This is a genomic window from uncultured Limimaricola sp. (assembly GCF_964022235.1).
In the GTDB taxonomy this organism is placed as follows: domain Bacteria; phylum Pseudomonadota; class Alphaproteobacteria; order Rhodobacterales; family Rhodobacteraceae; genus Limimaricola.
Genome location: NZ_CAXHZL010000016.1, coordinates 54,831 through 80,456, shown reverse-complemented (window position 1 = coordinate 80,456; position 25,626 = coordinate 54,831). Strand labels below are relative to the sequence as shown.

The following is a 25,626-nucleotide window of genomic DNA, read 5'->3' as shown; positions in this document are numbered from 1 at the left end:
TCGTGTAGGGAAAGAGTGTAGATCTCGGTGGTCGCCGTATCATTAAAAAAAAAACGGGGGCCAAGCTCGGCGATCATCGTCGGATGGGTGTAGGAGATGCAGTGCGCCACGCCCGATTGCTCGAAGGCGGGGGCCACGACCCAGACCTCGCCCGACGGCCCCGCGATTTCGGCGGCGATCTCTTCGAGCACCTTGAGGCCCGGTGCGTTGATACCGTCGTCATTGGTGATGAGAATGCGCATGCGGCCCCCTTTGGCCCCTTGTTACGGGAGCGGCAGGGAGGCGGCAAGCGTTCCGGCGGGGGACGGCGCCGGGCGCTGCCGCGTCCAGCCTTGCGGGGATGAACCGGTGACGGGCCGGGGCCGCGCAGGCGTCTCAGGCTTCGAGTATCTCGGGCAAAAGGCGCGCCGCTTCATCGCGGATGTCGCTGAGTGCCGCGCGGTCCTCACCCGGATAGAACCGAGCGCGGGTCGCGGTGGGCATGGGCCGCGGGGACAGAATGCGCACCTTTGGCCCGGTCTTGACGGACTCGGCCTGCCACGAGCGTACGAGCGCCATCTGCGCGGCTTTGGTGGTGCCATAATGGCCAAAGAACTTCTCGCCACCCACGGGGTCGTCGAAGAACACGGCGCGCCCGGTCTGGCCCAGAAGGGGCGCCACATAGGAGACGAGCCGCGCCGTGGCGCGCAGGTTCACCGCGATGGAGCGATCGAGGTCCTTGTCCGCCAGATGCGGCGCAGGCGCGAGGGGGCCTGCGTGGATGGCGGCATGGACCCAGAGCCCGATACCGCCCCAGCGGTCATGGATCGAACGGCAAAGCTGCTGCATCGCCTCTGGCACGGTGATGTCCATAGGCGCCAGCGTGGCCTGACCGCCCGCGGCGCGGATGCGGTCGTCGAGTTCTTCGAGCGCACCGGTGGTGCGGCCGACGGCGATGATGTGCCGACCCGGTGCGAGGGCTTCGGCAAGTGCCGCGCCAAGGCCGCGGCTGGCGCCGGTGATCAGAACGGGCAAGGTGGTCTCGGTCATGCCGCAGGGTCTCCCGTGGATGCGTTGTGACGGCGTGCCAGCTCGGCGCGCGCGGCGTCGAGATCGCCCTGCGCGCCGATCCAGTCGCACAGGCGGTCGAAATCGCGCTCGATGCTTTCGAGCCGGATCGTCAGCTTGTGGCGCCGGGTGGCCAGAAAGGCCTCGATGTTGGCGGTGACCGTGTCGACATGGTCCCGGCATTGTTCGATGAGGGTCGACTTGGGCTCGCGCCAGCGCGTGTGGGTCAGGATGTCCTGGCGGTAGGCGCGCAGGATGCCCTGACCCGATCGGCGCGCAAAGCTCCGGGCCACCTCTTCGGGATCGCGCAGCAGGTGCACATAGCCCGCGCTGTCGCCCAGATCCCGCTCGATGCGCCCCAAGAACCAGCTCAGCCGGTTGTCGATCTCGATATGTCGCGGTGGGAACTCCAGCCGTGCCGCCCCGGTAAGGTGGCTGCGGCTTTCATGGGCGACGCTCCAATTGCCGAAGTGTCCGCAGGCCTGCGCGAGCGTCGTCGAACCGCAGCGCCCGGTGCACAGCACGAGGATGCGATCTGGGCGCTCGGACGCGCCAATGGGGGGCCGCGGGTCGGTCATATGGCCTGCATTTGAAGTATTATCCCCGGCCCGGCAAGAGCTTCGGCGTTGACCGAAGGGCGAGGAAAGCCGGAGTATGCCCCCCAATGTCCTGATCAGGAGGAGACGGAACATGTCTCGGACATCCGGTGCGACGCGCAGCTTGCCGGGACAGGGGGCCATCGCGACGATCGGCTTTGTTCTCGGGGGGGCGTTCCTCGTGGGCTTGGGCGCACAGATCGACGTGCCGATGTATCCGGTGCCGATGTCGCTTCAGACGCTCGCCGTCTCGCTCGTCGGGCTGCTCTGCGCGCCCCTCCTCGCGGCGAGTGTACTGCTTGTCTATCTCGCACTCGGCGCGGCCGGGCTGCCGTTCTTTGCCGGTGGCGGCAGCGGTATCGCGGCACTTTACGGTCCCACCGCAGGGTATCTGTGGGGGTTCGTCGGGATGGCATGGTTGACGGCATGGCTCGTGCAGCGGTGGGGGCGGGACGGCTTCGGCTGGCTCTTTCTCGCGGTCTATCTGCCGTCTCTGGCGCTCTTGGTGCCGGGCGTGATCTGGCTCGCTGCGCGCACGCCGCTGACATTGGGCGAAGCGGTGATGACCGGGGCCGTGCCCTTCCTTGTCGGCAAGGTCGTGAAAACGACGCTGGCCATCCTCGGCGCGCGCGCGATCTGGTCATGGTTGGGCCGTCGACAGGGCTGACCCATCGGTGGGATTCGGTACCAAGGGAAGACCTGACGCTCATGTGCCCTACCTGTCCTACGGGACGGGAAGGGACGCTGATGACACCGGAAAAACAGAGGATCTGCTTGTGGTTCTATACGCAGGGGGAAGAGGCGGCGCAGTTTTATATATCGTTGCTGCCCGATAGCCGGATCGACCGTGTTCGCCGATCCGAAGTCGATCAGCATGCAAGCGTGGTCGAGTTCACGCTGGGCGGCATCGGCTATGTCGCTCTCAACGCCGGGCCGCATCTGCGCCTGACCGAAGCGGTGCCGATTTCGGTGCTGGCAAACGATCAGGCCGAGGTCGACAGGCTTTGGTCGGCGCTGGTGTCGCAAGGCGGTGAGGGCGGGCGCTGCGGCTGGCTGCGCGATCGGTTCGGCCTGTCATGGCAAATCCTGCCACGGGCCGTGCCGCGGCTGCTCGCGGAGGCGGACCGGGACGCGGCGGGCCGGGTCGCGCAAGCCTTCATGGAGATGGGCAAAGTGGACATCGCCGGGCTTGAGGCCGCGTTCGCGGATGACGCGCGGGATCGGTCCACCGCGGACGAGCCGGCCCCTTGGGAGGGGCCGACCGAGGACTGATCCGAGCCGCTTATTCCGCCGCGGTCTTGAGCTGGAAGCCCTTCTCGATCATGTCCGCGGGCAAGACCGGGTAGTCGCCCGAGAAACAGGCATCGCAATAGCGCGGCGCTTTGGGATCACGGCCTTCGGCCACGCCCGCCGCTCGGTAGAGGCCATCGAGCGTGATGAACTTCAGGCTGTCGACATCAAGATGCCGGCGCATCTCCTCCTCGCTCATGTGGCTCGCCAGCAGCTTCTCGCGCTCGGGCGTGTCGACGCCGTAAAAGCAAGGCCAGGCGGTCGGCGGGGAGGCGATGCGGAAGTGGACCTCGGCCGCGCCTGCGTCGAGGATCATCTCCTTGATCTTGCGCGAAGTGGTGCCGCGCACCACCGAGTCGTCGACGAGGATCACCCGCTTGCCGCGAATGAGCGCGCGGTTGACGTTGAGCTTGAGCCGCACGCCCATGTTGCGGATCTGCTCGGAGGGCTCGATGAAGGTCCGTCCCATGTACTGGTTGCGAATGATCCCCATGCCGTAGGGGATGCCGCTTTCGTGGCTGAAGCCGATCGCGGCGGGGGTGCCGCTGTCGGGCACCGGGCAGACGAGATCGGCGTCGACCGGGGCCTCGCGGGCCAGCTCGATGCCGATCTGGCGGCGCGTCTCATAGACCGAGCGACCGCCCAGGATGCTGTCGGGGCGCGAGAAATAGACGTGTTCGAACAGGCAGAAGCGCGAGGCGCGGCTCTTGAACGGGAAGTTGCTCTCGACGCCGTTGGTGGTAATGACAACCATCTCGCCCGGCTCGATCTCGCGCACCAGTTCGGCGCCGACGATGTCGAGCGCGCAGGTCTCGGACGACAGAACCCAGCCATCGCCCAGCTTGCCCAGCACCAGCGGGCGCACGCCCAGCGGGTCGCGGCAGCCGATCAGCTTGGTGCGAGTCATCGCGACGATCGAGAAGGCGCCTTCGCACTTGCGCAGCGCCTCTTCCATGCGATCAGGGATCGACCGGCCCATCGAGCGCGCCATCAGGTGGATGATGCATTCGGTGTCCGAGGACGACTGGAAGATCGAGCCGCGCTCGATCAGCTCGCGGCGCAGCGCCGTGGCATTGGTAAGGTTGCCGTTGTGGGCGACGGCGGCACCGCCCATCGAGAATTCGCCGAAGAAGGGCTGCACGTCGCGGATCGCGGTCTGGCCCTTGTGGCCGGAGGTCGAGTAACGGACATGGCCGATCCCGAGCGTGCCGGGCAAGGTCTCAAGAACCTCGCGCGAGGTGAAGTTGTCGCGGACATAGCCCATGCGGCGGGCCGAGCAGAACCCGGCTTCGGGGTCATGGGTGACCATGCCGGCGGCTTCCTGACCACGGTGCTGCAGGGCGTGCAGGCCAAGGGCGAGGAAGTTCGCGGCGTCAGAGACGCCGATGACGCCGAACACGCCGCATTCCTCCTTGAGCTTGTCGTCGTCGAAGGGGTGGGCGGGAAAATCGCGCATCTGGCTGGCTCCGAATCCGGTGCGTTGCGAGGACCGTTTACGGCCTCCGCGTCCGAGTGTCACGAAAGGATGACGTCATCCTTTCCGTCGGGTCGCCCAATGCCCTGTCGCGCGCCGCCTTGCAAGGCAAAGCGGGCGTCCCGTGGTCACGTTGTCGCGCCCGCACCGGCCTTTGCTGCCGCGAGGCACGTTGTCGCGTCCGGCCCGAATGGCATGATGTCGCGTTGCCTCTGCCCGCCCTGTCCCTAAGTCAGGGGCAGGCACAAGGAACTCGCCCCATGGACACCTTTCTCGGTTTCGACGCGGTCACTCTGGCGCGGATGCAGTTCGGCTTCACCGTCGCCTTCCACTTCATCTTTCCGGCGGTCTCGATCGGATTGGCGAGTTTTCTGGCCGTGCTCAACGCGCTGTATCTGTGGCGCGGGGACGAGGCCTACCTGCGGCTGTTCAAGTACTGGCTGAAGATCTTCGCGATCTGCTTTGCCATGGGCGTCGTGTCGGGCATCACCATGTCCTACCAGTTCGGCACCAACTGGTCGGTGTTCTCCGACAAGGCCGGACCGGTGATCGGGCCGCTCATGGCCTATGAGGTGCTGACGGCCTTCTTCCTCGAAGCCGGGTTCTTGGGCATCATGATCTTCGGGCGCGACAAGGTCGGTCCCGGGCTGCACATGTTCGCCTGCCTGATGGTGGCCGTCGGCACCGCAATCTCGGCCACTTGGATCCTGTCGGTGAACTCATGGATGCAGACGCCGCAGGGCTATTCCATCGCCGAGAACGGGCAGTTCGTGCCGGAGGACTGGTGGGCGATCATCTTCAACCCGTCCTTCCCCTACCGCCTCGCGCATACGTTGACGGCGGCCTATCTCACCACCGCCTTCATCGTCGGCGGCGTGGGGGCATGGCACCTGCTGCGTGGAGAGCGCAAGAATCCCGGCGTGCGCACCATGTTCTCGATGGCGATGTGGATGGCGGCCATCGTCGCGCCAATCCAGATTTTTCTCGGCGATGCGCATGGCCTCAACACGCTCGAGCACCAGCCCGCCAAGGTCATGGCGATGGAGGGACATTTCGAAAGCCACCCCGAGGGCGCGCCGCTGTATCTCTTCGGCATTCCAGATCAGGAGGCGCAGGAGCTGAAATACGCTATCGGCATTCCGAAACTGTCGTCGCTGATCCTCAAGCACCATCTAGACGCGCCGCTCGACGGCCTCGACACCATCCCGCGCGAGGATCAGCCGCCAGTGGCGATCGTGTTCTGGTCATTCCGCATCATGGTGGGCTTGGGCTTTGCGATGCTGGGCGTCGGGGTCTTCTCGCTCTGGGCGCGGTTCCGGGGGCGGCTTTACGATGCCAAGTGGCTGCATCGCGCCGCGCTGGTGATGGGGCCTTCAGGGCTGATCGCCGTCCTCGCGGGCTGGATCACCACCGAGGTCGGCCGCCAGCCTTATGTTGTCTATGGCGCCCTGCGCACCGCAGAAGCGCATTCGCCGCTGGGGGCCAGCGCGGTCGGAACATCGCTCATCGCCTTCGTGGTGATCTACTTCATCGTCTTCGGCGCGGGCGTGGCCTATATCCTCAAGCTGATGCACCACGCCCCGGCGCTGGGCGAGCGCGGCGTACGGGTGGAGCCGGGCCCGATCCGGAGCACCGGCATCACCCCCGACCGGCAGATGCGCGAAAGCGGCCGTGATATCGCACCGGAGACCAGCTGATGTTCTATTCCATCGACCTCACTATCGCCTGGGCCCTGCTGCTGGCATTTTCGGTCTTCGTCTATGTCGTGCTCGATGGCTTCGATCTCGGGATCGGCATCCTCTACCCGTTCTTTCGCAAGAAAGAGGACCGAGACATCATGATGAACTCGGTCGCCCCGGTCTGGGACGGCAACGAGACATGGTTGGTGTTGGGGGGCGGCGGGCTCTTCGCCGCCTTTCCCATGGCCTATGCGATCATCATGCCCGCCGTGTATCCGGCGATCATCGCGATGTTGCTGGCGTTGATCTTCCGGGGCGTTGCGTTCGAATATCGCTGGCGCGCGACCTCGCGCCTGTCGAAGCGCGCATGGGACGCGGCCTTCATCGGCGGCTCTGTCACGGCGGCGATGGCCCAAGGCATCATCCTGGGCGCGTTCTTGCAGGGCATCGAGGTCGAGGGGCGGGCCTATGCCGGGGGCTGGTGGGATTGGCTGTCGCCGTTCTCGGTGCTGTGCGGACTTGCTGTGGTTGCGGGCTACGCCTTTCTGGGGGCCTGCTGGCTCAACATGAAGCTTGAGGGCGACATCCAGCATCGGGTCCGGGTCATGGCGCGCGCCTTCTTCGTGGCGACGCTCGTGGGGATCGCGGCGGTGAGCCTTGCCACGCCGTTTCTCGGGGCAGGCTATGCCGCGCGCTGGTTCGGCTGGCCGCAGATCGCGCTCACGGCGCCGGTGCCGATCCTGATCGCGGGGATAGCGCTGCTGCTGGCGCGCTCGCTCTTCGCGCATGGGCGCGATATGCGGCCGTTTCTTCTAGGGCTGGCGCTTTTCGCGCTGTGCTTCCTGGGTCTCGGGATTTCGATCTGGCCGCTGGCGATCCCGCAAGACATCACCATCTGGGAGGCGGCGGCCCCCGCCAAGAGCCAGCTCTTCATGTTCGTCGGTGCCATCGTTCTGGTGCCGATCATCCTTGCCTACACCGGCTACGCCTACTGGGTGTTTCGCGGCAAACTCGACCCCGAAAAGGGCTATCACTGATGCTGAGAAGGATCGTGTGGTTCGTGGCGCTCTGGGCCATGGGTGTGGCCGTAATCGGCGCGGTGGCCTATGCCATCCGCGCCGTATTGCTCTGAGTTTACGCGGGGGTGCCGCACAGGCCGACGAGCTGTTCGTACTGCAGAGTCACCCAAGCGAGCGCCGCCTGCGGCTCTTCGGTCGTGAAGTTTTCGGTGAGCTGGCCGAACACGGCCGCCGCACGGCTGTTCTCGACCATCGGGATCTGCTGCGCCGAGAGGATCACCTCGTAGACGAAGAAGCCCACGGCCACGAGCAGGACTCCACGCGCCACACCGAAGAGAAAGCCCAAGCCCTGATCGATGCCACCCAGTGCCGAGCGCTGCACCGCGCCCGAGAACACCGGGGTGAAGATCGAGAACAGCACCAGCGCGATGGCAAAGACCACCGCGAAGGCGGCGATGATCGACAATTCGCAGCTGTCGCCGATGAAGTCGCCCACCACGGGGATCTGGCGCACCAGCGGGCGCACCTGATCGGCGAAGATGAAGGCGAGAATGGTCGCGCCGATCCAGCCCGCGATGGCCAGAGCCTCGCGCACCAGACCGCGGGAGTAGGCGAGAAGCGCCGACACCACGACGATGAGCGCGACGATGCCGTCGATGATCGTGAAACTTTCCATGAGAACCCTTATTCCCGTTCGCCGGGCGCCAGACCGAACACCGTGTCGACGAATCCCGGCAGGTCGCGCATTTCGCGCAGATCCAGCCCGGCCGCCGTTTCCGCCCCGGCGCGGCGCTTGGGGCGCTGTGGCAGGATGGCCTGCGTGAAACCAAGTTTTGCGGCTTCTTTCAACCTGTTTTCGGTCTGCGCCACCGGTCGCACCGCCCCGGAGAGAGAAATCTCGCCGAAGATCGCGCAATCGACCGGCAAGGATGCGTCCTCGCGCGCGCTGATCAGCGCCGCCGCAACGGCCAGATCGGCGGCGGGTTCGCTGATCCGCAGCCCGCCCGCGACGTTGAGATAGACATCGAGCCCGGCAAAGGAGACCCCGCAACGGCTTTCGAGCACCGCGAGGATCATCGCCAGCCGCCCGCCATCCCAGCCAACGACGGAGCGTCGGGTCTGACCGGGCTGGGCGGGCGAGACGAGGGCCTGAATCTCGCATAGGATCGGCCGCGTGCCTTCGATGCCCGCGAAGACCACCGAACCGGGAGTCGCCGTGTCGCGCTCGGACAAGAACAGCGCCGAGGGATTCTTGACTTCGGCGAGACCCTTGCCGGTCATCTCGAACACGCCGATCTCATCGGCGGGGCCGAAGCGGTTCTTGTGGGCGCGCAGGATCCGGAACTGATGGCCGCGTTCGCCTTCGAAATAGAGCACGCAATCGACCATGTGCTCGACCACGCGGGGGCCCGCGAGCGTGCCTTCCTTGGTGACATGGCCCACCATGATCACGGCGATGCCGCGGGTCTTGGCGAATGTCGTCAACTCATGCGCGGCGGTGCGAACCTGGCTGACCGAACCGGGCGCGGCTTCGACCTTATCGGACCACATGGTCTGGATCGAGTCGATGATCACGAGGTCGGGGCGCTCGGCATCAAGCGTCGTCAGGATGTCGCGCAGGTTGGTTTCCGCCGCCAGCGTCACCGGGCTGTCGGTCAGGCCAAGACGCTGGGCGCGCATCTGAACCTGTGCCGCCGATTCCTCACCCGTGACATAGATGACCTTGAGCCCGTTACGTCCAAAGCGAGCCGCGGCCTGCAAAAGCAGCGTCGATTTTCCAATGCCAGGATCGCCGCCCACAAGCAGTGCCGAGGCCGCCACGAGACCGCCGCCCAACACCCGGTCGAGCTCGGCGACGCCGGACATCGTGCGGGGCGGGGCTTCGGGTGTGGAGGCAAGGTCGGTCAGCACCACCTTGCGACCGCGATGCGCGCCGATTGCCTTGGCACCGGGACCGGTGGTCAGAGGTGCTTCTTCCTGAATGGTGTTCCATGCGCCGCAGGCGTCGCAGCGCCCCGACCATTTCGAATGGGTCGCGCCGCATTCAGTGCAAACGTAATTGAGATCCTTGGCCATGCAGGTCTTTTCGCCGATCCGAGGCACACGAGCAATGGCCCGACGCGATGCGCCGGGCCTTGAATGTTCACCTTGCGTTTACGACACACCCAACGCCGGTGACCGACTTATTCGGCGGCGGGCTTCATGTTGACGACCTTAGGCGCGTCATCGGGCATCACGGCATCGGTCGCCTCCGCGCGGCGCGGCGCTTCGAAGCCCAGCTCTGGCAGCATGGTCTGAAGCTGGTCGTCGAGTTGCGCAAGCTGGCTGGCCACGACGCTTTCCTCAAGCTCGACCTGATCGGCCCAACGCTTCATCTCGCGGCACACATGAAGCGCCTCGATGATCCGCTCCTGCTGGCGCTCGGCATCTTCTTGTCGCTGAGCCAGAAATTTGCGGGCCCGGGACACCTTTTCGTCCGAGTAGATATCGGCAAGATCGCGGGACTGTTCGCCCATCTGCGCCGCGACTTCCATCACGTCATGCTCGAGGTGGCCGAGATCGGGATGATCACGCAGGAAGGCCAGACGCTCGCGCACGGCATCGAACTCGGACGACATCGTGAAGACACCCGCCCGATCGGCGGTATGGGCAACATGATAGGCGCGGGCCACATCATCCATGGAGATACGAAAATGGCGGTGGCTGTGCTCGAGCGCCAGAACGCGACCCGCTGAGGGCAGGAAGAACACCAGTGTGACGAGGAGGACGGTCAGAAAGATCTGCAGCGCCATTCCGGCCCAAGGCAGAGAGGTCTCACCGAATCGGGCGGTAAGTTCGAGCCAAGGCAGATACCCCAGCGCCGCAGCGATGGTTGCAGCGGCAGCGGCGGTGGCGGCAATAGCCAGCGTCATCATCGCGATCATCTGCATGGCGCGGGTAGCAAAGGCGGAAGGGTTGGTCTGTGTCACGGGCGGTCTCCGGCACGGATGTGTCAGTTTCCACCATAACCTCGGCGGGTCTCCGCCGGTTCCTGAAACCGCGTGATCACCAAGAATTGTGATCGTATTGTCGTCATATGTGAACAGATCGCAACATCTGGGCAGGATCAGCCCAGATTATCGAGCCGTGCGTAGCGCGATCCCAGCGACGTGAGGATCTCGTAGCCGATGGTTCCGGCCGCCCGTGCCAGCGCGTCGACGCCCTGCGCCGGGCCCAGAAGGGTCAGGAAATCAGGGTCCGACCCCAGGTCGGTGATGTCGACCGTGATCAGGTCCATCGACACGCGGCCCACGAGCGGGCAGGGCCTGTCGCCGTGATGAAAGATGGCCTTTCCCGATAGCGCGCGCAGCAGCCCGTCGGCATAGCCGCCAGACAGCGTCGCGATGCGGCTCGGGCGCTCGGCCTGCCACGAATTGCCATAGCCGACGACTTCGCCTTCCATGAGGTCGCGGCACTGCACCACCGGCAGATCGAGCCGGACCACGGGCTGTGCGGCATCGAAGGGGTGCCCGCCATAGAGACCGATGCCAGGCCGGGTCAGATCAAAGTGATAATCGGATCCGAGCAGAATGCCGCCCGTCGCCGACAGCGAGCGTGGCACGCCGAGCCCGTCGGTCATCTGCCGGAAGATGTCGAGCTGGTAGCCGTTCATCCCGTGGTCGGGCTCGTCGGCACAGGCGAGATGACTGGTAAGCCAGAGCGGATCGTGATCGAGCGCGATGCCCGCGGCCTCGGACCAGTCGGCCCACTCGAACCCTAGCCGGTTCATGCCGGTGTCGAGCTGGATGCCGAAGGCGTGGCCGGGCAGGGCCTCGAGGTGCCGGGCAAGCTGCTCGATTGAATTCAGCATCGGGATCAGCGCGGCACCGGCGAGCTTGCGGGTGTCGCCCTCCATATGCCCCGAAAAGACATAGATTTCGGGCTCGGGGCCAAGCGCGCGGCGCAGCACAGCGCCTTCCTCGGCCACCGCGACGAAGAAGCGCCGAGCCCCGGCCTGCGCCAGCCTGCGCGCGACCCGCGGTGCGCCGAGGCCATAGCCATCGGCTTTGACGACCGCGCCTGTTTCGCAGACGGTCATGGAATCAAGCGCCTGCCAGTTGGCGGCGAGCGCGTCGAGGTCGATGGTAAGGGCGCCAGTGCTCATGGCGTGCCTTGTGACAGGCGGACGCGCCGCGTCAAGAGGGACGGGCGGGCGCGGTGCTCAACCGGCGGGATCGGGTGGGGGCGTGCTCAGCCCGTAGCGCTCCAACTCCTCGGGCAACAGCAGGTAGATCTCGTCGGGGGGTGTGGCGAGCGCGTGGCGCATCAGGGCCGGGTCGATGTCCATCTCGATCAGGTATTCCATCACCTCGCCCTGTCCGCGCTGGATGTCCTCGACAGCAAAGATGGCGGGCAGGGCGGTGTTCTGCTCGAAGTAGTGCTGATGCACGCCGACCCAAGCGCCCTCGGCCACGCGCCGCGCGGTTCCGCCCGCGAGAAGGTAAGGGCAGGCCGAGAGACAGACTGCCTCGGCCTTGATCGCGGTGTCGATGCCGTCGACCCGCAGCCTGCGCCCGATCTCCAACGCGTCGGCGACCGAACCGCCGGGGCTGTCGAGCCAAGCGGTGGCTGGGGACGGATCGGCCAGATCGAGCGCGGCCGTCAGCCGCGCGGCATCCCCCAGTGCAATCCGGCCCCGCAGCGTGATGCCGCCCTCGACCGGTTCGATCCGCAACCGGTCCGGCATATCGGCGGTGTCGGGCAGCGGCGTGCCGTCGGGTCGGTCGCGAGAAGGTAGGCGATCGGGGCGAAACCGGCGGGTCTGATCGCCCGGCTGCACCGGTTCGGTCAGCTGCGGTGCGGACGAGGGCCAGGCGATGCGCGGCAGGGCGCGCGCGAGATCGCCGCCAAACAGCAGCGCGCCGATCGCCACCTCGGCTGTCAACACCGCGATGAGCCAGCGACGCGGGCCCGTCATTCGGCAGGCCGGGCAAGGTCGACGGGTCTTGAAGAAGGTGCCGTCTCGTCGGGCGCCTCACGCAGTGCGTCGATTGGCGCGGCGGGTGTTATGGCCTCGATCTCTCGCAGTGCGATCAGCGCGCCGCGCAGTTCGGCCAGCGTCATCTGATCCTCGACCGCCACGCCTTCGCGCCCCGAACGCACCGCCGCCTGCGCCACCGACACGATCAGCACCAGCACCGCCGGCAGCAGGTCGATGGCGATGGCGCCTGCCCAAGAGGGGACGAAATTGCGCGCATAGAGGATCACCGCGTCGGCGGCGGAGATCGGCGTATAGGTGGTGTCAGGCGGAGGCGGCATGGCGATCACGGCCTCGGCAGCCGACCCGAGCGTCTGGGCCCGCTGGCCCAGAACCGTCAGGACCGAGTCGATCGTCGCCTGTTGGCCCGAGCGCGCCGCATCGTCGCCGCCGTCGAGCTGTGGCAGCACCACCGAGGCCGATAGATCGCGCGCGGCGCGGGCGACCAAGGGGGCCACCGAAAGCTGGCGCAGCGTCGTGATGACCCCCGCGAGGCGCACGGCCTCTTCCGAAAATTCGACCGCGCGCGTCTCGACCGGGCCGGGGGCCACGGTTAGCGCGCGCATCCGGCTCAGCGTCGCGTTGCCTTCGGCGAAGGCCGCATCGAGCAGCGGCTGCTGGCTAGCGATCTGCGCCTCCAGCGCGGTGAGTTCGTCCGATTTCTGACGCAGCAGCCGGAACACCGCGCCGCGCCCGGCAAAGCCCGACAGCCCGCCCGAGGCCTCCTGCTCTCCCAGATCCTCGAAGCTGGTGCGCACGCGCGCTACGTCGCGCCCGAGCCCTTGGGCCGAGACGGCGATGATGTTCGCCCGCTCCAGAGCGCCCTGATAGTCCTGCACTGTGGTCGCCAGATGCTGCTCCACCGCAGCGGCACCTGCGAGGGCGGCGGCGTTGAGCCATGATGACATCGCGACGATGGCCAACGATCCCAAGCCCATGGAGGCCAGCAGCCCGATCCGCGAGGCGGCCGAGCGCACGGCGGGCAGAAGCCGCAGCATGTAGGACCAGAAGACGAAGATGCCGACCGAGACGGCGATCGAATAGGCCATGGCCGCGAAAACCGAGAGCGCGCCGGTGTCGTCGAGCAGGGAGGATACGCCGAGATAGGTGTAAATGCCGCTCGCCACCGACAAGACGCCCAAGGCGGTGCCTGTAAAGCTGTCGAGCCAGGCGAGATGGGCTTCGATTTCACGCGATTGACGCAGACCGCGCGCCTCTATCCGGCTCGTTTCCATCGTCTCGTCCATGCGCCCCGGCCTTTCTTGATGCCCCTGAAACCTATGGCACAAACCCCGGGATGCGAAGCCCGCCGCGCATCACTTCACGGGCAGTAACCAGTCATTAACCATGCGTGGGATGCAATGCTGTCATGCGTTCCTCTTGACACGACTCAATATATGGGTGAGTAATTGCTCATCAGCTAGGCAATTGCCCTGGCGGACTTTGGGAGGAGAGACATGACTAACACTACCCGCGCCCTCATGGGGGCCACCGCCCTTTGCGGCATGGCAGCCATCGCGCAGGCCGAGACGCTGACCATCGCGACCGTGAACAACGGCGACATGATCCGCATGCAGGAGCTCGCTTCGGACTTCACCGAGAAGCACCCCGACATCGAGCTCGATTGGGTTACCCTCGAAGAGAACGTGCTGCGTCAGCGCGTGACCACCGACATCGCCACCAAAGGCGGCCAGTACGACGTGATGACCATCGGCACCTACGAGGTTCCGATCTGGGCAAAGCAGGATTGGCTCGTGGCTCTCGACGACCTCCCCGAGGACTACGACGCCGAGGACATCCTGCCCGCCATCGCCGGCGGCCTGTCGATCGACGGATCGCTCTATGCCGCGCCGTTCTACGGCGAAAGCTCGATGGTCATGTACCGCACCGACCTGATCGAAGAGGCCGGCCTCGAGATGCCTGATGCGCCCACTTGGGAGTTCATCAAGGAAGCCGCTGCGGCGATGACCGACAAGGACAATGAGGTCTACGGTATCTGCCTGCGCGGCAAGGCCGGCTGGGGCGAGAACATGGCCTTCCTGACCGCCATGTCCAACAGCTATGGCGCGCGCTGGTTCGACGAGAACTGGACGCCGCAGTTTGACAGCCCCGAGTGGAAGGCAACGCTCGACGACTACCTGATGCTGCTGAACGAATACGGCCCCCCGGGTGCCGCGAACAACGGCTTCAACGAGAACCTCGCCCTGTTCCAGCAAGGCAAGTGCGGCATGTGGATCGACGCCACCGTCGCCGCTTCCTTCGTGACCGGTGACGACAGCACCGTGGCCGACAAGGTCGGCTTCGCTTTGGCCCCCGACAACGGTCTGGGCAAGCGCGGCAACTGGCTCTGGGCCTGGAGCCTCGCCATCCCGGCCGGCACCGACGCCGAAGATGCCGCCAAGACCTTCGTGGCCTGGGCGACCTCCAAGGAATACGCCGCTCTGGTCGCCGAGAAAGAAGGCTGGGCCAACGTGCCGCCGGGCACCCGCACCTCGCTCTATGAGAACCAGGAGTATCTGGACGCGGCACCCTTCGCCAAGATGACCCTCGAGAGCATCAACGCGGCCGATCCGAACAACCCGACCGTGGACCCTGTGCCCTACACCGGCGTGCAGTTCGTCGCGATCCCCGAGTTCCAGGGCATCGCTACCGCTGTGGGTCAGCAGATGTCGGCAGCGCTTGCCGGTCAGATGTCCGCCGACGAGGCCCTCGCGGCCGCTCAGGACCTGACCGCCCAAGAGATGCAGGCTGCGGGTTACGGTCAGTAACCTCTGCCTGACAACAGGTGGGGCCGGACCCTCCCGGCCGGCCCCACCGCCCCCCTTAACGACCGCCCCCTCACCACCATCGCCACGGGCCGCCGCCCGCCGTCCCATCCGGTTGCGTCATGCCACCGGGCCGACGGGTCTGCGCGCCGCCGCCCGTCCTGACAATCGGAGAGACCGATGGCCACTCAACACTCCCGCTCCGCCGCGCGGATCATGATATCGCCCGCAGTCGGGCTGCTGCTGATCTGGATGATCGTGCCGCTGGTCCTGACGGTGTATTTCTCGCTGTTGCGCTACAACCTGCTGATGCCGGGGACCGAGCGCTTCGTGGGCTTTCTCAACTACAAGCTCTTCTTCAACAATCCGGCCTTCTTCACCGCGCTGATCAACACGCTGCTGCTCGTCGGCGGCGTGCTGATCGTCACCGTGGTCGGCGGCATCCTATTGGCGATCCTTCTGGATCAGCCGATTTGGGGGCAGGGGATCGTGCGTATCCTCGTGATCGCGCCCTTCTTCGTGATGCCCACCGTGTCGGCGCTGGTGTGGAAGAACATGTTCATGAACCCGGTCTCGGGGCTCTTCGCGGAGTTCTCCAAGGCGGTCGGGTTGCAACCCTTCGACTTCTTGACCCACGCACCACTGGCCTCGATCATTGGCATCGTCGCCTGGCAGTGGCTGCCCTTCGCCACGCTGATCCTGCTCACCGCGATCCAGTCGCTCGACTCTGAGCAGATGGAAGCCGCCGAGATGGACGGGGCATCGCCGCTCTCGCGCTTTTGGTACATCACCTTGCCGCACCTGAGCCGCGCCGTGACCGTGGTGATCCTGATCCAGACGATCTTTCTGCTGTCGGTCTTCGCCGAGATCCTCGTGACCACCAACGGCGGACCGGGTGTGGCCTCCACCAACCTCACCTACCTCGTCTATGCCCGCAGCTTGCTGAACTTCGACGTGGGCGGCGGATCCGCCGGGGGCGTGGTCGCCATCATCCTCGCCAACATCGTCGCGGTCTTCCTGATGCGGATGATCGGAAAGAACCTCGATGCCTGAGCATGACACCTTCGCCGCGCGGGGCCTGACCCCGCGCACCCCCCGCCCGCAGCACCGCATGCCGAACGAAGGGAGCGCCTGACATGGCCCGTGCCGTCTCCACCCGCCGCAAGGCCGGCTATACCATCGCCGCCTGGATCATCGGTTTCGCGATCTTCTTCCCGATCCTTTGGACCATCATCACCAGCTTCAAGACCGAGGCCGAGGCGATCTCCTCGCCCCCCAGCTTCCTGTTCTTCAACTGGACGACCGAGAACTATTCCACCGTGCTGGAGCGTTCGAACTACTTCCGGCACTTCTGGAACTCGGTGGTGATCTCGCTGGGCTCGACCGTGCTGGGGCTGATCATTGCGATCCCCGCCGCCTGGTCGATGGCCTTCGTCCCCTCCAAGCACACCAAGAACGTGCTGATGTGGATGCTCTCGACCAAGATGCTGCCGCCCGTCGGCGTGCTGATCCCGATCTATCTCATCTTCCGGGACTTCGGCCTGCTCGACAGCCGCATCGGCCTCGTCATCGTGCTGACGCTGATCAACCTGCCGATCATCGTCTGGATGCTCTACACCTACTTCAAGGAGATCCCCGGCGAGATCCTCGAAGCCTCGCGGATGGACGGCGCCACACTGCGTGACGAAATCATCTACGTGCTGACGCCGATGGCCGTGCCGGGCATCGCCTCGACGCTGCTCCTGAACGTCATCCTCGCGTGGAACGAGGCGTTCTGGACGCTCAACCTCACAGCGGCCAAGGCCGCGCCGCTCACCGCCTTCATCGCCAGCTACTCGAGCCCCGAAGGCCTGTTCTACGCCAAGCTCTCGGCCGCCTCGACCATGGCCATCGCGCCGATCCTCATCCTCGGCTGGTTCAGCCAGAAGCAGCTCGTCCGCGGGCTCACCTTCGGCGCAGTGAAATAAGGAAGACACCAATGGGACGCATCACGCTCGACAAGGTGACCAAGCAGTTCGGCGACGTTCAGGTCATCCCGCCTCTCGATCTCACCATCAACGACGGCGAGTTCGTCGTCTTCGTCGGCCCCTCGGGCTGCGGCAAGTCCACGCTCCTGCGGCTGATCGCGGGTCTCGAGGACGTCACCGCAGGCGAGATCCGCATCGACGGCAAGCCCGCAACCGACCTGCCGCCTGCCAAGCGCGGCCTGGCGATGGTGTTCCAAAGCTACGCGCTCTACCCGCACATGTCGGTGCGCAAGAACATCGCCTTCCCGATGAAGATGGCCGGCATGCCCGAGGACGAGCAGAAGCGGCGCATCGACAACGCGGCGCGCGCGCTCAACCTCACCGACTACCTTGATCGTCGCCCCGGCCAGCTCTCGGGCGGCCAGCGCCAGCGGGTCGCGATCGGCCGCGCCATCGTCCGCGAACCGGCGGCCTTCCTGTTCGACGAGCCTTTGTCGAACCTCGATGCGGCGCTGCGCGTCGGCATGCGGATGGAGATCTCGGAGCTGCACAAGAAGCTCGACACGACGATGATCTACGTCACCCACGACCAGGTCGAGGCCATGACCATGGCCGACAAGATCGTGGTGCTGCGCGCCGGCAACATCGAGCAGGTGGGCTCGCCCCTCGAGCTCTACAAGGCACCGCGCAACACCTTCGTCGCGGGCTTCATCGGTAGCCCCAAGATGAACCTGATCGAGGGCGCGGAGGCCGGCAAGCACGACGCCACCACCATCGGCATCCGCCCCGAGCACATCGACGTCTCGCCCACCGATGGTGCCTGGAAGGGCCGCATCGGCGTGGCCGAGCATCTGGGCTCGGATACCTTCTTCCACGTGCACGACACGGGCCTTGGTGAAACCCTCACCATCCGCGCCGGTGGCGAGGTCGGCCTGCACCACGGCGACACCGTCTACCTCACCCCGCAGGCCGACAAGATCCACCGCTTCGACGCGCAGGGGCTCCGGATCGCATGAACCGGCTCGCCGGAAAATCCGCGATGGTCACCGGAGCCGCGCGCGGCATCGGTCTGGCCTTTGCCAGAGCCTATGTGGCCGAAGGCGCGCGGGTTGCCATCGCCGACATCAACCTGGAGGCGGCACAGGCCGCCGCCAGCGAGGTCGGCGATGGGGCCTATGCGGTACAGATGGACGTGAGCCGTCAGGACAGCATCGACGCCGCCATCGCGCAGGTCGTCGAGACCGCGGGCAAGATCGACATTCTTATCAACAACGCGGCGCTCTTCGATGCCGCCGAGACGGTCGACATCACCCGCGAAAGCTTTGACAAACTCTACGCCGTCAACGTCGCGGGCACGCTGTTCACCATGCAGGCTGCCGCACGGCAGATGATCGCCCAAGGTCACGGCGGCAAGATCATCAACATGGCGTCGCAAGCCGGTCGACGCGGCGAAAGTCTCGTGCTGGTCTATTGCTCGACCAAGGCCGCCGTCATTTCGATGACGCAGTCGGCAGGCCTGAACCTGATCAAGCACGGTATCAACGTCAACGCCATCGCCCCCGGTGTGGTCGATGGCGCGCATTGGGAACATGTGGACTCCATGTTCGCCAAGCTCGAAGGCAAGGCACCGGGCCAGAAGAAGGCCGAGGTCGCCGCAGGTGTGCCAGCGGGCCGCTTTGCCACCCCCGACGACCTGACCGGCATGGCCGTGTTTCTCGCGTCCCCGGAGTCCGACTACATCGTGTCGCAGACGTATAACGTCGACGGCGGCCAATGGATGAGCTGACGGCTCGTCCCATCCCTACAGGAGGCTGACAATGGCCATTGATCTCAACGCCGCAGCTCTCGCGCGCCTCCCCGAAGGCGTCGAGGGGCCGGGATACGACCGCGCCGGTCTTTCGGCGGGCATCGTGCATATCGGTGTCGGCAACTTTCACCGCGCCCACATGGCGGTTTATCTTGACCGGCTGTTCTCGACCGGCGCGGACCACGACTGGGCGATCAGCGGCGCGGGCGTGCGGGCGGGCGACGCCCGGATGCGCGACGCGCTGGAAAAGCAGGACTTTCTCACCACGGTGGTCGAGCTCGACCCCGCCGGTCTTTCGGCCCGCGTCACCGGCGCGATGATCGAGTTCACCGAAATCGACGCGGCCAAGCTTGTCGCCCGGATGAGCGATCCGGCGATCCGCATCGTGTCGCTCACGGTGACCGAGGGCGGCTGGTTCGTCGACGCCAAGACCGATGGTTTCGACGCGGCGCACCCCGACATTCAACACGACGCCGAGCATCCCGATGCGCCGAAGACCGCCTTCGGCATGATCCTCCTGGCGCTCAAGCGTCGGCGCGAGGCGGGGGCAGCCCCCTTCACCGTGATGTCCTGTGACAACCTGCCCGAGAACGGGCACGTGGCCAAGCAGACGGTGATCGGTCTGGCCAAGCTCTCGGACGCCGATTTCGCGGCTTGGGTCGAGGCCAACGTCGCGTTCCCGAACTCCATGGTCGATTGCATCACGCCCGCGACCTCGGACCGTGAACGCGCTCTGGTCAAGGACCGCTTCGACTTGGTCGATGCGGTGCCGGTCGCCTGCGAGCCGTTCCGGCAGTGGGTGCTCGAAGACAACTTCCCGCAGGGCCGCCCGAAGCTTGAAGATGTCGGTGCCGAGTTCGTCGCGGATGTCGCACCCTATGAGCTGATGAAGCTGCGCATCCTCAACGGTGGCCATGCGGCCATCGCCTATCCCTCGGCGCTGCTCGGGCATCACTTCGTGCATGACGCCATGGCCGATCCGCGCATCAAGGCCTGGCTCGAGGCGCTGGAGACGCGCGAGATCATCCCGACGCTGGAGCCGATCGAAGGTGTGGATTTCGGAGCCTATCGCCGCAAGGTCGAGGAGCGCTTCTCCAACCCCGAGATCGGCGACACGATCCCGCGGCTGTGCTTCGACGGCACGAACCGCCAGCCGAAATTCGTGCTGCCGGTGATCCGCGATGCGCTGTCCAAGGGGCAGGCCATCGACGGGCTCGCGCTCGAAGTGGCGCTGTGGTGCCGCTACTGCGCGGGCACGAACGAGGCGGGTGAGGCGATCGCGCCCAACGACGACAACGCCGAGGATCTCAAGCGCCGCGCCCTCGCGGCCAAGGATGATCCGCAGGCGTTCCTGTCCAACGCCACGGTGTTCGGTGATCTGGGCGCGCAGCCCGCCTTCGCCGACGCCTTCGCGCGGCAGATCAAGTCGCTCTGGACCGATGGCGTCGCTGCCACGCTCGAGCGCTACGCGCGCGGCTGAGACTCCCGACGGCCGGTTGGCTACTGTTTCAGTAGCCGCTCGGCCGTCGCCTCGTCCGTGATCAACCCATTGATGAGGCCGCCGCGCAGCGCCGCGCAAATCGACTCGGCCTTGTCCGGTCCGGCGGCGAGCCCGACCACCGGCGCCTCGCCACCCACCGTCAGCGGCGCAGAGGCGACGCGCATGTTGAAGGCGCAGTCCATCACCCGGCCTTTGGCGTCATAGACCCAGCTGGTGATCTCGCCCGACGCCCCTTGCGCCATCAGCGTCTCCATTTCCTGCCCCCCCATGAAGCCGTCGACTCGCAAGGGCGCGCCCATCCCGATCTGACCCACGCCGACCAAGGTGAAATCGGCCCGCGCGCACAGCTCCATCGTGTGGCGCACCGGCTCCTGCCCATGCATCACCCGCAGCTCCTCCTCGTCGCGCGCAACAACCGGAAGCGGGAAGGGATAGTGCTTGGCGCCGACGCGTTCGGCCATGCGGATCACGGCGTTGTAGGGCGTGGCCGATCCGTCGGACATCATGTTGCCAAGCCGTGAGACGATGCGGTGCTGCGGGCAGTCCATGCGGGGCAATTGCTCCACGCAAGCGCGCAGCGCCCGACCGGTGCCCAGCGCGATGATCTTTTCGTCGGGACTTTTCAGCAGCTTTTCGAGCTCGGCCGCGGCGGCGATGGCGATGCCGGTCATCAGTTCGGGCGCGGTGGGGTCGGATGGGACCACCTCGATCACCTTGAGGTCGAACTTTCGAGCCAGCGCGCCCGAGAGGTCCATGCAGCGCGCGATCGGGTGATCGAGCCGCACCTTGACCAGCTTTTCCGACACGGCGAGCGATACCAATCGCTGCGCCGATTGCCGCGACACGCCAAGCTTGCGGGCGATCTCGTCTTGGGTGTTGCCCGCGACGTAATAAAGCCACCCCGCACGCGCGGCGTCGTCTAGGCGGGTGGTCTCAGGGGTAAAGCGCGACTGGCTCATCTTACGGCCTCCGGGCGCAGCCGGTTCAGGATGGAAGGCAGATCGGCCCAATCGGCCAGGATCGGCAGGCTCGGGTGATGGCGCAGCTTGGCTTGGGTCAGATGACTGCCACCGGTATAGCGCACGGCGGTCATCTCGGCGGCCTGTGCGGCCTCCAGACCCGGCAGGCTGTCTTCGAACACGAGGCAGCGCGACGGTTCCGCGCCCAAGGTCCTGGCCGCAAGCAGGAACAGGTCCGGTGCGGGCTTGCCGCGCGCTACCTGACTTGCGGTGAAAACATGCGGCAGCGCCGTGGCCAGCCCCACGATATCGAGCGAGCGCGCCACGCGAGGCGGTGACGAGGAGGTCGCCACGCAGACCGGCACGCCGCGCATGGCGAGCATCTCCAAGGCCGAAGCGATGCCGGGCATCGGCCTGAGCTCGGTCTCGAACCGCTCGAGCAGGCGCGCGCGGTACAGCGCGTCGAAATCGGGGGCGAGGGCGTGGCCCAATTCCTCGCGGATGTGTCTGGCCACCGTGGGGAAGCTGCGGCCAAGGAAATTGCGACGCACATGGTCAAAGTCGATCTCGACGCCATCGGCCGCCAGCAGGTCGATCAGCACTTCCGCACTCAGAAGCTCGCTGTCGATCAACACGCCGTCGCAATCGAAGATGATAAGATCCCAGTCGTGCGCCATGCCGTCCTCCTCGCCGTATTTCCCCCGGTCGCAGACTGCCACAGCTTCGGGCATTTGCCCATAGGCTGGGCGTCTGCGCGGCGCGGTCGAATCTTGACCATCGGGGGGGGATTGCGCACCCCTTGGTGAGCAGCACAAGGGGGCGGGACGTGAGCGTTTGGGATTTCTGGATCGATCGTGGCGGCACCTTCACCGACGTGGTTGGCCGCTCACCCGACGGCACCCTGAAACCGCTCAAGCTCTTGTCCGAGAATGCCGAAGCTTACGAGGACGCCGCGATCGAGGGGATACGGCGGCTTTTGGGCGGTCAGATCGACCCCGTGCGCATCGGCACGGTCAAGATGGGCACCACCGTCGCCACCAACGCGCTTCTGGAGCGCAAGGGTGACCGGACGGCGTTGCTCATCACGCGCGGATTTCGCGACGCGCTGCGCATCGCCTATCAGGGACGGCCCGACATCTTCGCCAAGGAGATCCTGCTGCCCGAGCAGCTCTACGAGCGCGTCATCGAAGTCGAGGAGCGCGTGCGCGCAGACGGCACCGTCGAGATGCCGCTCGATGCCGAGGCGCTGCGATCCGATCTGGAGGGGTTGCGCGGCGCGGGCATCGACGCCGTGGCAATCGTGTTGATGCACGCCTGGAACGCCCCCGCGCATGAGGCAGCGCTGGCCGAGATGGTGCGCGGCATGGGTTTCGGTCAGGTCTCGGTCAGCCACGAGGTTTCGCCCCTCCTGAAGCTCGTGGGGCGTGGCGATACCACGGTGGTCGACGCCTATCTGTCGCCGATCCTGCGCCGTTACGTGGCGCGGGTTTCGGGCGCACTCGGGGCCACGCCGCCGGGCAAGGCGGGGCCGACACTGCAGTTCATGATGTCCTCGGGTGGCATGACGGCAGCAGAGGCGTTCCAAGGCAAGGACGCGATCCTGTCGGGACCCGCGGGTGGCGTCGTCGGCATGGTTGAGACGGCGCGCGCCGCGGGTTGGGACCGTGTGATCGGCTTTGACATGGGCGGCACCTCGACGGATGTGGCGCATTGCGCGGGCGAATTCGAGCGGGCCTTCGATACCGAGGTCGCCGGCGTGCGCATCCGCGCGCCGATGATGCGCATCCACACGGTCGCGGCGGGCGGCGGCTCGGTGCTGCACGCCGATGCGAACCGGTTTCGCGTCGGGCCCGACAGCGCCGGCGCCGATCCGGGGCCCTTGTGCTACCGGCGCGGCGGGCCGCTCACGGTGACGGATGCCAACGTCATGCTGGGCAAGCTCGACCCCGACCTGTTTCCGGCGATCTTCGGCCCCGGTCAGGACCAGACGCTCGACCGCGACGGCGTGCGCGCGGCCTTCGAGGCGATCGCGGGCGACCGCAGAGCCGAAGAGGCGGCCGAGGGCTTCGTGCGCATCGCGGTCGAGAACATGGCGAATGCGGTCAAGAAGATCTCCGTTCAGCGCGGCCACGACGTGACGCGATACCTGCTCAATTCCTTCGGCGGCGCGGGGGGGCAGCACGCCTGCCTCGTCGCGGATGCGCTCGGCATGGAAGCGGTTCTGGTACACCCGCTCTCGGGTTTGCTCTCGGCTTACGGCATCGGCCTCGCCACGGTTTCGGCCAGCCGCCAGCAGGGGCTGGTGAAGCCGCTGGAGGAGGCCACGCGCGGCGCCCTCGACGGACTGATTGCGGATCTGATGGCGCAGGTGCGCGACGATCTAGCCGGACAGGGCGTGTCGGGCGAGACCTACGCCACCCGGCTGCATCTGCGCTACACGGGTACGGATACCGCGCTGCAGGTCGGCTATGAGGGCGACATGGCATCGGCGCGTACGGCTTTCGAGGCGGCGCATGAGGCGCAGTTCGGCTTTCTTAGCCCCGAGCGTGGGCTGGTGATCGAGGCAGTCGAAGTCGAAGGCACCGAGCCTGCCCATGCCGTGGCCGAAACGGGCACGAGCATGCCCGAACGCGGTCGGGCCGAGGCGGACGAGATGACGCGCTTCTTTTCAGGCGGCACGTGGCACGAGGCCACGGTGCACAGGCGTGCCGACATCGCTCCGGGCCACGAGATGCGCGGACCCGCTCTGATCATCGAGCCGAACCAGACCATCGTGGTCGAGCCGGGCTGGACCGCGACACTTACCGGGCGCGACGACATCCTGCTGACCCGACACGAGGCGGCCCCGCGACAGCTCGCGGCGGGAACCGAGGCCGACCCGATCCTGCTCGAAGTGTTCAACAATCTCTTCATGAACATCGCCGAGCAGATGGGCGTGGCGCTGCAGAACACCGCCCAATCGGTCAACATCAAGGAGCGGCTCGATTTTTCCTGCGCCGTCTTTGATCGTGACGGGGCTCTTGTCGCCAACGCGCCGCATATGCCGGTACATCTGGGGAGCATGGACCGATCGGTCGAGGCGATCATACGCCAGAACCCGGTGATCCATCCCGGCGACGTCTTCGCTCTCAACGCGCCCTACAACGGCGGCACGCATCTGCCCGACATCACCGTCGTCTCGCCCGTTTTCGACGAGGGGGGAGAGGACATTCTGTTCTGGAGCGCGAGCCGAGGGCACCACGCGGACGTGGGCGGCACGGCGCCAGGGTCGATGACGCCGCTGGCCACGACCGTCGACGAGGAAGGGGTGCTGATCGACAACTTCCACCTCGTGGACCGGGGCCAGTTCCGCGAAGAGGCGCTGCGCCGGCTGCTGACGGATCATCCCTATCCCTGCCGCAACCCCGATCAGAACATCGCCGACCTCAAGGCGCAGGTCGCCGCCAACGCGCGTGGCGCGGCGGAATTGAAGCGCATGGTCGCCGAGTTCGGCCTCGACGTGGTGCGCGCCTACATGGGCCATGTGCAAGACAACGCCGCCGAAGAGGTGGCGCGGCTGGTGGGGCGGCTGTCGGACTGCGCCTGCGACTATGAGACCGACACGGGGCAGGTGATCCGCGTGAAGATCACCGTGGACCGCGAGGCCCGTCGCGCGACGGTCGATTTCACCGGCACATCGGAGGCCCGGGCCAACAACTTCAACGCGCCTGAACCGGTGGCTCGCGCCGCCGTGCTCTACGTGTTTCGCGTGATGTGCGAGCAATCGGTGCCGATGAACGCGGGCTGCCTGCGCCCCATCGACATTGTGATCCCCGAAGGGTCGATGCTGCGCCCCGCCTATCCACGCGCCGTGGTGGCGGGCAATGTCGAAACGTCGCAGCATGTCACCAATGCGCTGTTTCAGGCGCTGGGCGCTCTGGCCAATGCGCAAGGCACCATGAACAACCTCACCTTCGGCAACGATGCGCACCAGTATTACGAGACGATCTGTTCCGGCAGTCCGGCGGGGCGGATGAACGACGGTCGCGGCTTTGCCGGAACCCCGGGCGTGCACACCCACATGACCAACTCGCGGCTGACCGACCCCGAAGTCCTGGAGACGCGGTTCCCGGTGCTGCTGGAGAGCTTCGCCCTGCGTCCCGGGTCCGGCGGAGAGGGGGCCTATCCGGGCGGCGACGGCACCCAACGGTCGCTGCGGTTTCTCGAAGAGATGGACCTGTCGATCCTGTCGTCGCACCGGCACCGCCCGCCCGAGGGGCTCGAAGGCGGCGGCGGCGGGGAGGTCGGGCGCACCGAGGTCACTCGGCACGACGGCTCGGTCGAGACGCTCGCCGCCTGCGCGCAGACGCGGCTCAGGGCGGGGGAGGTCGTGACGGTGGTGACACCGACGCCCGGAGGGGTCGGGCGCAAAGCTTGAGGGAGGCGTCGGGCGGTCGGCTTTGGGGTTCGCGCATTCGGGGAACGAGGAGCAGGGGGTGCGCTGGCCGCGTTGTTGCGCACTTACT

Annotated in this window: 24 protein-coding genes; 12 read left to right on the top strand and 12 right to left on the bottom strand. The window is 66.3% G+C overall.

Going from position 1 to position 25,626, the window contains the following annotated elements; all coding sequences use genetic code 11:
- The 3 genes from AADJ02_RS16930 to AADJ02_RS16920 form a co-directional block, all read right to left on the bottom strand.
- Positions 1–242: 5'/3'-nucleotidase SurE (locus tag AADJ02_RS16930; RefSeq protein ID WP_341214185.1), on the bottom strand; the 242-nt coding region annotated here is incomplete at its 3' end.
- A 133-nt stretch (positions 243–375) separates the two neighbouring features.
- Positions 376–1,029 (bottom strand): SDR family oxidoreductase, encoded by a 654-nt coding sequence (locus AADJ02_RS16925; RefSeq protein ID WP_341214184.1) that lies wholly within the window; start codon positions 1,027–1,029, stop codon positions 376–378.
- A complete protein-coding gene (locus AADJ02_RS16920; protein WP_341214183.1) occupies positions 1,026–1,625 on the bottom strand; it encodes a hypothetical protein in 600 nt (199 codons plus the stop codon). Before AADJ02_RS16920 ends, AADJ02_RS16925 begins: the two co-directional genes overlap by 4 nt.
- A 112-nt stretch (positions 1,626–1,737) precedes the next feature.
- On the opposite strand from AADJ02_RS16920, the gene AADJ02_RS16915 reads away from it, so the two are divergent.
- Both AADJ02_RS16915 and AADJ02_RS16910 read left to right on the top strand, forming a co-directional pair.
- Positions 1,738–2,310 (top strand): biotin transporter BioY, encoded by a 573-nt coding sequence (locus AADJ02_RS16915; RefSeq protein ID WP_341214182.1) that lies wholly within the window; start codon positions 1,738–1,740, stop codon positions 2,308–2,310.
- Between the two features lie 80 nt (positions 2,311–2,390).
- A complete protein-coding gene (locus tag AADJ02_RS16910) occupies positions 2,391–2,915 on the top strand; it encodes a VOC family protein (RefSeq protein WP_341214181.1) in 525 nt (174 codons plus the stop codon).
- A 10-nt stretch (positions 2,916–2,925) separates the two neighbouring features.
- On the opposite strand, the gene purF is transcribed toward AADJ02_RS16910, so the two are convergent.
- Entirely contained in the window at positions 2,926–4,389 is a 1,464-nt protein-coding gene (gene purF, locus AADJ02_RS16905) for an amidophosphoribosyltransferase (RefSeq protein WP_341214180.1), read from the bottom strand.
- 278 nt (positions 4,390–4,667) lie between these two features.
- Here purF and AADJ02_RS16900 point away from each other — a divergent pair, with 278 nt between their 5' ends.
- Genes AADJ02_RS16900 through AADJ02_RS16890 form a run of 3 tightly spaced genes read left to right on the top strand, consistent with a single transcriptional unit; the run spans position 4,668 to position 7,218 of the window.
- Positions 4,668–6,104: a cytochrome ubiquinol oxidase subunit I gene (locus AADJ02_RS16900; RefSeq protein WP_341214179.1), complete on the top strand. Its 1,437-nt coding sequence runs from the start codon at positions 4,668–4,670 to the stop codon at positions 6,102–6,104.
- Positions 6,104–7,123, top strand: a complete 1,020-nt coding sequence (cydB, locus tag AADJ02_RS16895) for a cytochrome d ubiquinol oxidase subunit II (protein ID WP_341214178.1) — start codon at positions 6,104–6,106, stop codon at positions 7,121–7,123. The genes AADJ02_RS16900 and cydB overlap by 1 nt, the downstream gene beginning before the upstream one ends.
- Complete coding sequence (locus tag AADJ02_RS16890; RefSeq protein WP_341214177.1) at positions 7,123–7,218, top strand: DUF2474 domain-containing protein; 96 nt, start codon at positions 7,123–7,125, stop codon at positions 7,216–7,218. The genes cydB and AADJ02_RS16890 overlap by 1 nt, the downstream gene beginning before the upstream one ends.
- A gap of 2 nt (positions 7,219–7,220) precedes the next feature.
- On the opposite strand, the gene AADJ02_RS16885 is transcribed toward AADJ02_RS16890, so the two are convergent.
- The 6 genes from AADJ02_RS16885 to AADJ02_RS16860 form a co-directional block, all read right to left on the bottom strand.
- Positions 7,221–7,781 (bottom strand): CvpA family protein, encoded by a 561-nt coding sequence (locus AADJ02_RS16885; protein ID WP_341214176.1) that lies wholly within the window; start codon positions 7,779–7,781, stop codon positions 7,221–7,223.
- Between the two features lie 8 nt (positions 7,782–7,789).
- Positions 7,790–9,181: a DNA repair protein RadA gene (gene radA / locus AADJ02_RS16880; RefSeq protein WP_341214175.1), complete on the bottom strand. Its 1,392-nt coding sequence runs from the start codon at positions 9,179–9,181 to the stop codon at positions 7,790–7,792.
- A 107-nt stretch (positions 9,182–9,288) separates the two neighbouring features.
- Positions 9,289–10,074, bottom strand: a complete 786-nt coding sequence (locus AADJ02_RS16875) for a DNA repair protein (protein ID WP_341214174.1) — start codon at positions 10,072–10,074, stop codon at positions 9,289–9,291.
- A 137-nt stretch (positions 10,075–10,211) separates the two neighbouring features.
- Entirely contained in the window at positions 10,212–11,249 is a 1,038-nt protein-coding gene (alr, locus tag AADJ02_RS16870) for an alanine racemase (RefSeq protein ID WP_341214173.1), read from the bottom strand.
- A 57-nt stretch (positions 11,250–11,306) separates the two neighbouring features.
- Positions 11,307–12,062 (bottom strand): hypothetical protein, encoded by a 756-nt coding sequence (locus AADJ02_RS16865; protein ID WP_341214172.1) that lies wholly within the window; start codon positions 12,060–12,062, stop codon positions 11,307–11,309.
- Entirely contained in the window at positions 12,059–13,369 is a 1,311-nt protein-coding gene (locus AADJ02_RS16860) for a hypothetical protein (RefSeq protein ID WP_341214171.1), read from the bottom strand. Before AADJ02_RS16860 ends, AADJ02_RS16865 begins: the two co-directional genes overlap by 4 nt.
- Positions 13,370–13,579: 210 nt before the next feature.
- Between AADJ02_RS16860 and AADJ02_RS16855 the strand changes: the two genes are divergently transcribed.
- From AADJ02_RS16855 to AADJ02_RS16830, 6 genes are all read left to right on the top strand, one after another.
- Complete coding sequence (locus AADJ02_RS16855; RefSeq protein WP_341214170.1) at positions 13,580–14,890, top strand: sugar ABC transporter substrate-binding protein; 1,311 nt, start codon at positions 13,580–13,582, stop codon at positions 14,888–14,890.
- Between the two features lie 177 nt (positions 14,891–15,067).
- Positions 15,068–15,940, top strand: coding sequence for a sugar ABC transporter permease (locus AADJ02_RS16850; RefSeq protein WP_341214169.1), 873 nt, complete (start codon positions 15,068–15,070; stop codon positions 15,938–15,940).
- 83 nt (positions 15,941–16,023) lie between these two features.
- Complete coding sequence (locus AADJ02_RS16845) at positions 16,024–16,854, top strand: carbohydrate ABC transporter permease (protein ID WP_341214168.1); 831 nt, start codon at positions 16,024–16,026, stop codon at positions 16,852–16,854.
- Positions 16,855–16,865: 11 nt separating this feature from the next.
- Complete coding sequence (locus tag AADJ02_RS16840; RefSeq protein WP_341214167.1) at positions 16,866–17,870, top strand: ABC transporter ATP-binding protein; 1,005 nt, start codon at positions 16,866–16,868, stop codon at positions 17,868–17,870.
- Complete coding sequence (locus AADJ02_RS16835) at positions 17,867–18,640, top strand: L-iditol 2-dehydrogenase (RefSeq protein ID WP_341214166.1); 774 nt, start codon at positions 17,867–17,869, stop codon at positions 18,638–18,640. The genes AADJ02_RS16840 and AADJ02_RS16835 overlap by 4 nt, the downstream gene beginning before the upstream one ends.
- 31 nt (positions 18,641–18,671) lie before the next feature.
- A complete protein-coding gene (locus AADJ02_RS16830) occupies positions 18,672–20,141 on the top strand; it encodes a mannitol dehydrogenase family protein (protein ID WP_341214165.1) in 1,470 nt (489 codons plus the stop codon).
- 20 nt (positions 20,142–20,161) lie between these two features.
- Here the strand turns inward: AADJ02_RS16830 and AADJ02_RS16825 are convergent, their stop codons facing one another.
- Complete coding sequence (locus AADJ02_RS16825) at positions 20,162–21,121, bottom strand: sugar-binding transcriptional regulator (RefSeq protein ID WP_341214164.1); 960 nt, start codon at positions 21,119–21,121, stop codon at positions 20,162–20,164.
- A complete protein-coding gene (locus tag AADJ02_RS16820; protein WP_341214163.1) occupies positions 21,118–21,798 on the bottom strand; it encodes an HAD family hydrolase in 681 nt (226 codons plus the stop codon). Before AADJ02_RS16820 ends, AADJ02_RS16825 begins: the two co-directional genes overlap by 4 nt.
- Before the next feature lie 149 nt (positions 21,799–21,947).
- Here AADJ02_RS16820 and AADJ02_RS16815 point away from each other — a divergent pair, with 149 nt between their 5' ends.
- Positions 21,948–25,538, top strand: a complete 3,591-nt coding sequence (locus AADJ02_RS16815) for a hydantoinase B/oxoprolinase family protein (protein WP_341214162.1) — start codon at positions 21,948–21,950, stop codon at positions 25,536–25,538.
- Positions 25,539–25,626: the final 88 nt, after the last annotated feature.

Coding starts and splice junctions, on each gene's coding strand:
- AADJ02_RS16860 (WP_341214171.1), bottom strand. CDS start 13,369: ATGGACGAGACGATGGAAACGAGCCGGATAGAGGCGCGCGGTCTGCGT.
- radA (WP_341214175.1), bottom strand. CDS start 9,181: ATGGCCAAGGATCTCAATTACGTTTGCACTGAATGCGGCGCGACCCAT.
- AADJ02_RS16855 (WP_341214170.1), top strand. CDS start 13,580: ATGACTAACACTACCCGCGCCCTCATGGGGGCCACCGCCCTTTGCGGC.
- AADJ02_RS16890 (WP_341214177.1), top strand. CDS start 7,123: ATGCTGAGAAGGATCGTGTGGTTCGTGGCGCTCTGGGCCATGGGTGTG.
- AADJ02_RS16820 (WP_341214163.1), bottom strand. CDS start 21,798: ATGGCGCACGACTGGGATCTTATCATCTTCGATTGCGACGGCGTGTTG.
- cydB (WP_341214178.1), top strand. CDS start 6,104: ATGTTCTATTCCATCGACCTCACTATCGCCTGGGCCCTGCTGCTGGCA.
- AADJ02_RS16915 (WP_341214182.1), top strand. CDS start 1,738: ATGTCTCGGACATCCGGTGCGACGCGCAGCTTGCCGGGACAGGGGGCC.
- AADJ02_RS16850 (WP_341214169.1), top strand. CDS start 15,068: ATGGCCACTCAACACTCCCGCTCCGCCGCGCGGATCATGATATCGCCC.
- AADJ02_RS16840 (WP_341214167.1), top strand. CDS start 16,866: ATGGGACGCATCACGCTCGACAAGGTGACCAAGCAGTTCGGCGACGTT.
- alr (WP_341214173.1), bottom strand. CDS start 11,249: ATGAGCACTGGCGCCCTTACCATCGACCTCGACGCGCTCGCCGCCAAC.
- AADJ02_RS16925 (WP_341214184.1), bottom strand. CDS start 1,029: ATGACCGAGACCACCTTGCCCGTTCTGATCACCGGCGCCAGCCGCGGC.
- AADJ02_RS16830 (WP_341214165.1), top strand. CDS start 18,672: ATGGCCATTGATCTCAACGCCGCAGCTCTCGCGCGCCTCCCCGAAGGC.
- AADJ02_RS16910 (WP_341214181.1), top strand. CDS start 2,391: ATGACACCGGAAAAACAGAGGATCTGCTTGTGGTTCTATACGCAGGGG.
- AADJ02_RS16865 (WP_341214172.1), bottom strand. CDS start 12,062: ATGACGGGCCCGCGTCGCTGGCTCATCGCGGTGTTGACAGCCGAGGTG.
- AADJ02_RS16920 (WP_341214183.1), bottom strand. CDS start 1,625: ATGACCGACCCGCGGCCCCCCATTGGCGCGTCCGAGCGCCCAGATCGC.
- AADJ02_RS16835 (WP_341214166.1), top strand. CDS start 17,867: ATGAACCGGCTCGCCGGAAAATCCGCGATGGTCACCGGAGCCGCGCGC.
- purF (WP_341214180.1), bottom strand. CDS start 4,389: ATGCGCGATTTTCCCGCCCACCCCTTCGACGACGACAAGCTCAAGGAG.
- AADJ02_RS16825 (WP_341214164.1), bottom strand. CDS start 21,121: ATGAGCCAGTCGCGCTTTACCCCTGAGACCACCCGCCTAGACGACGCC.
- AADJ02_RS16900 (WP_341214179.1), top strand. CDS start 4,668: ATGGACACCTTTCTCGGTTTCGACGCGGTCACTCTGGCGCGGATGCAG.
- AADJ02_RS16845 (WP_341214168.1), top strand. CDS start 16,024: ATGGCCCGTGCCGTCTCCACCCGCCGCAAGGCCGGCTATACCATCGCC.
- AADJ02_RS16885 (WP_341214176.1), bottom strand. CDS start 7,781: ATGGAAAGTTTCACGATCATCGACGGCATCGTCGCGCTCATCGTCGTG.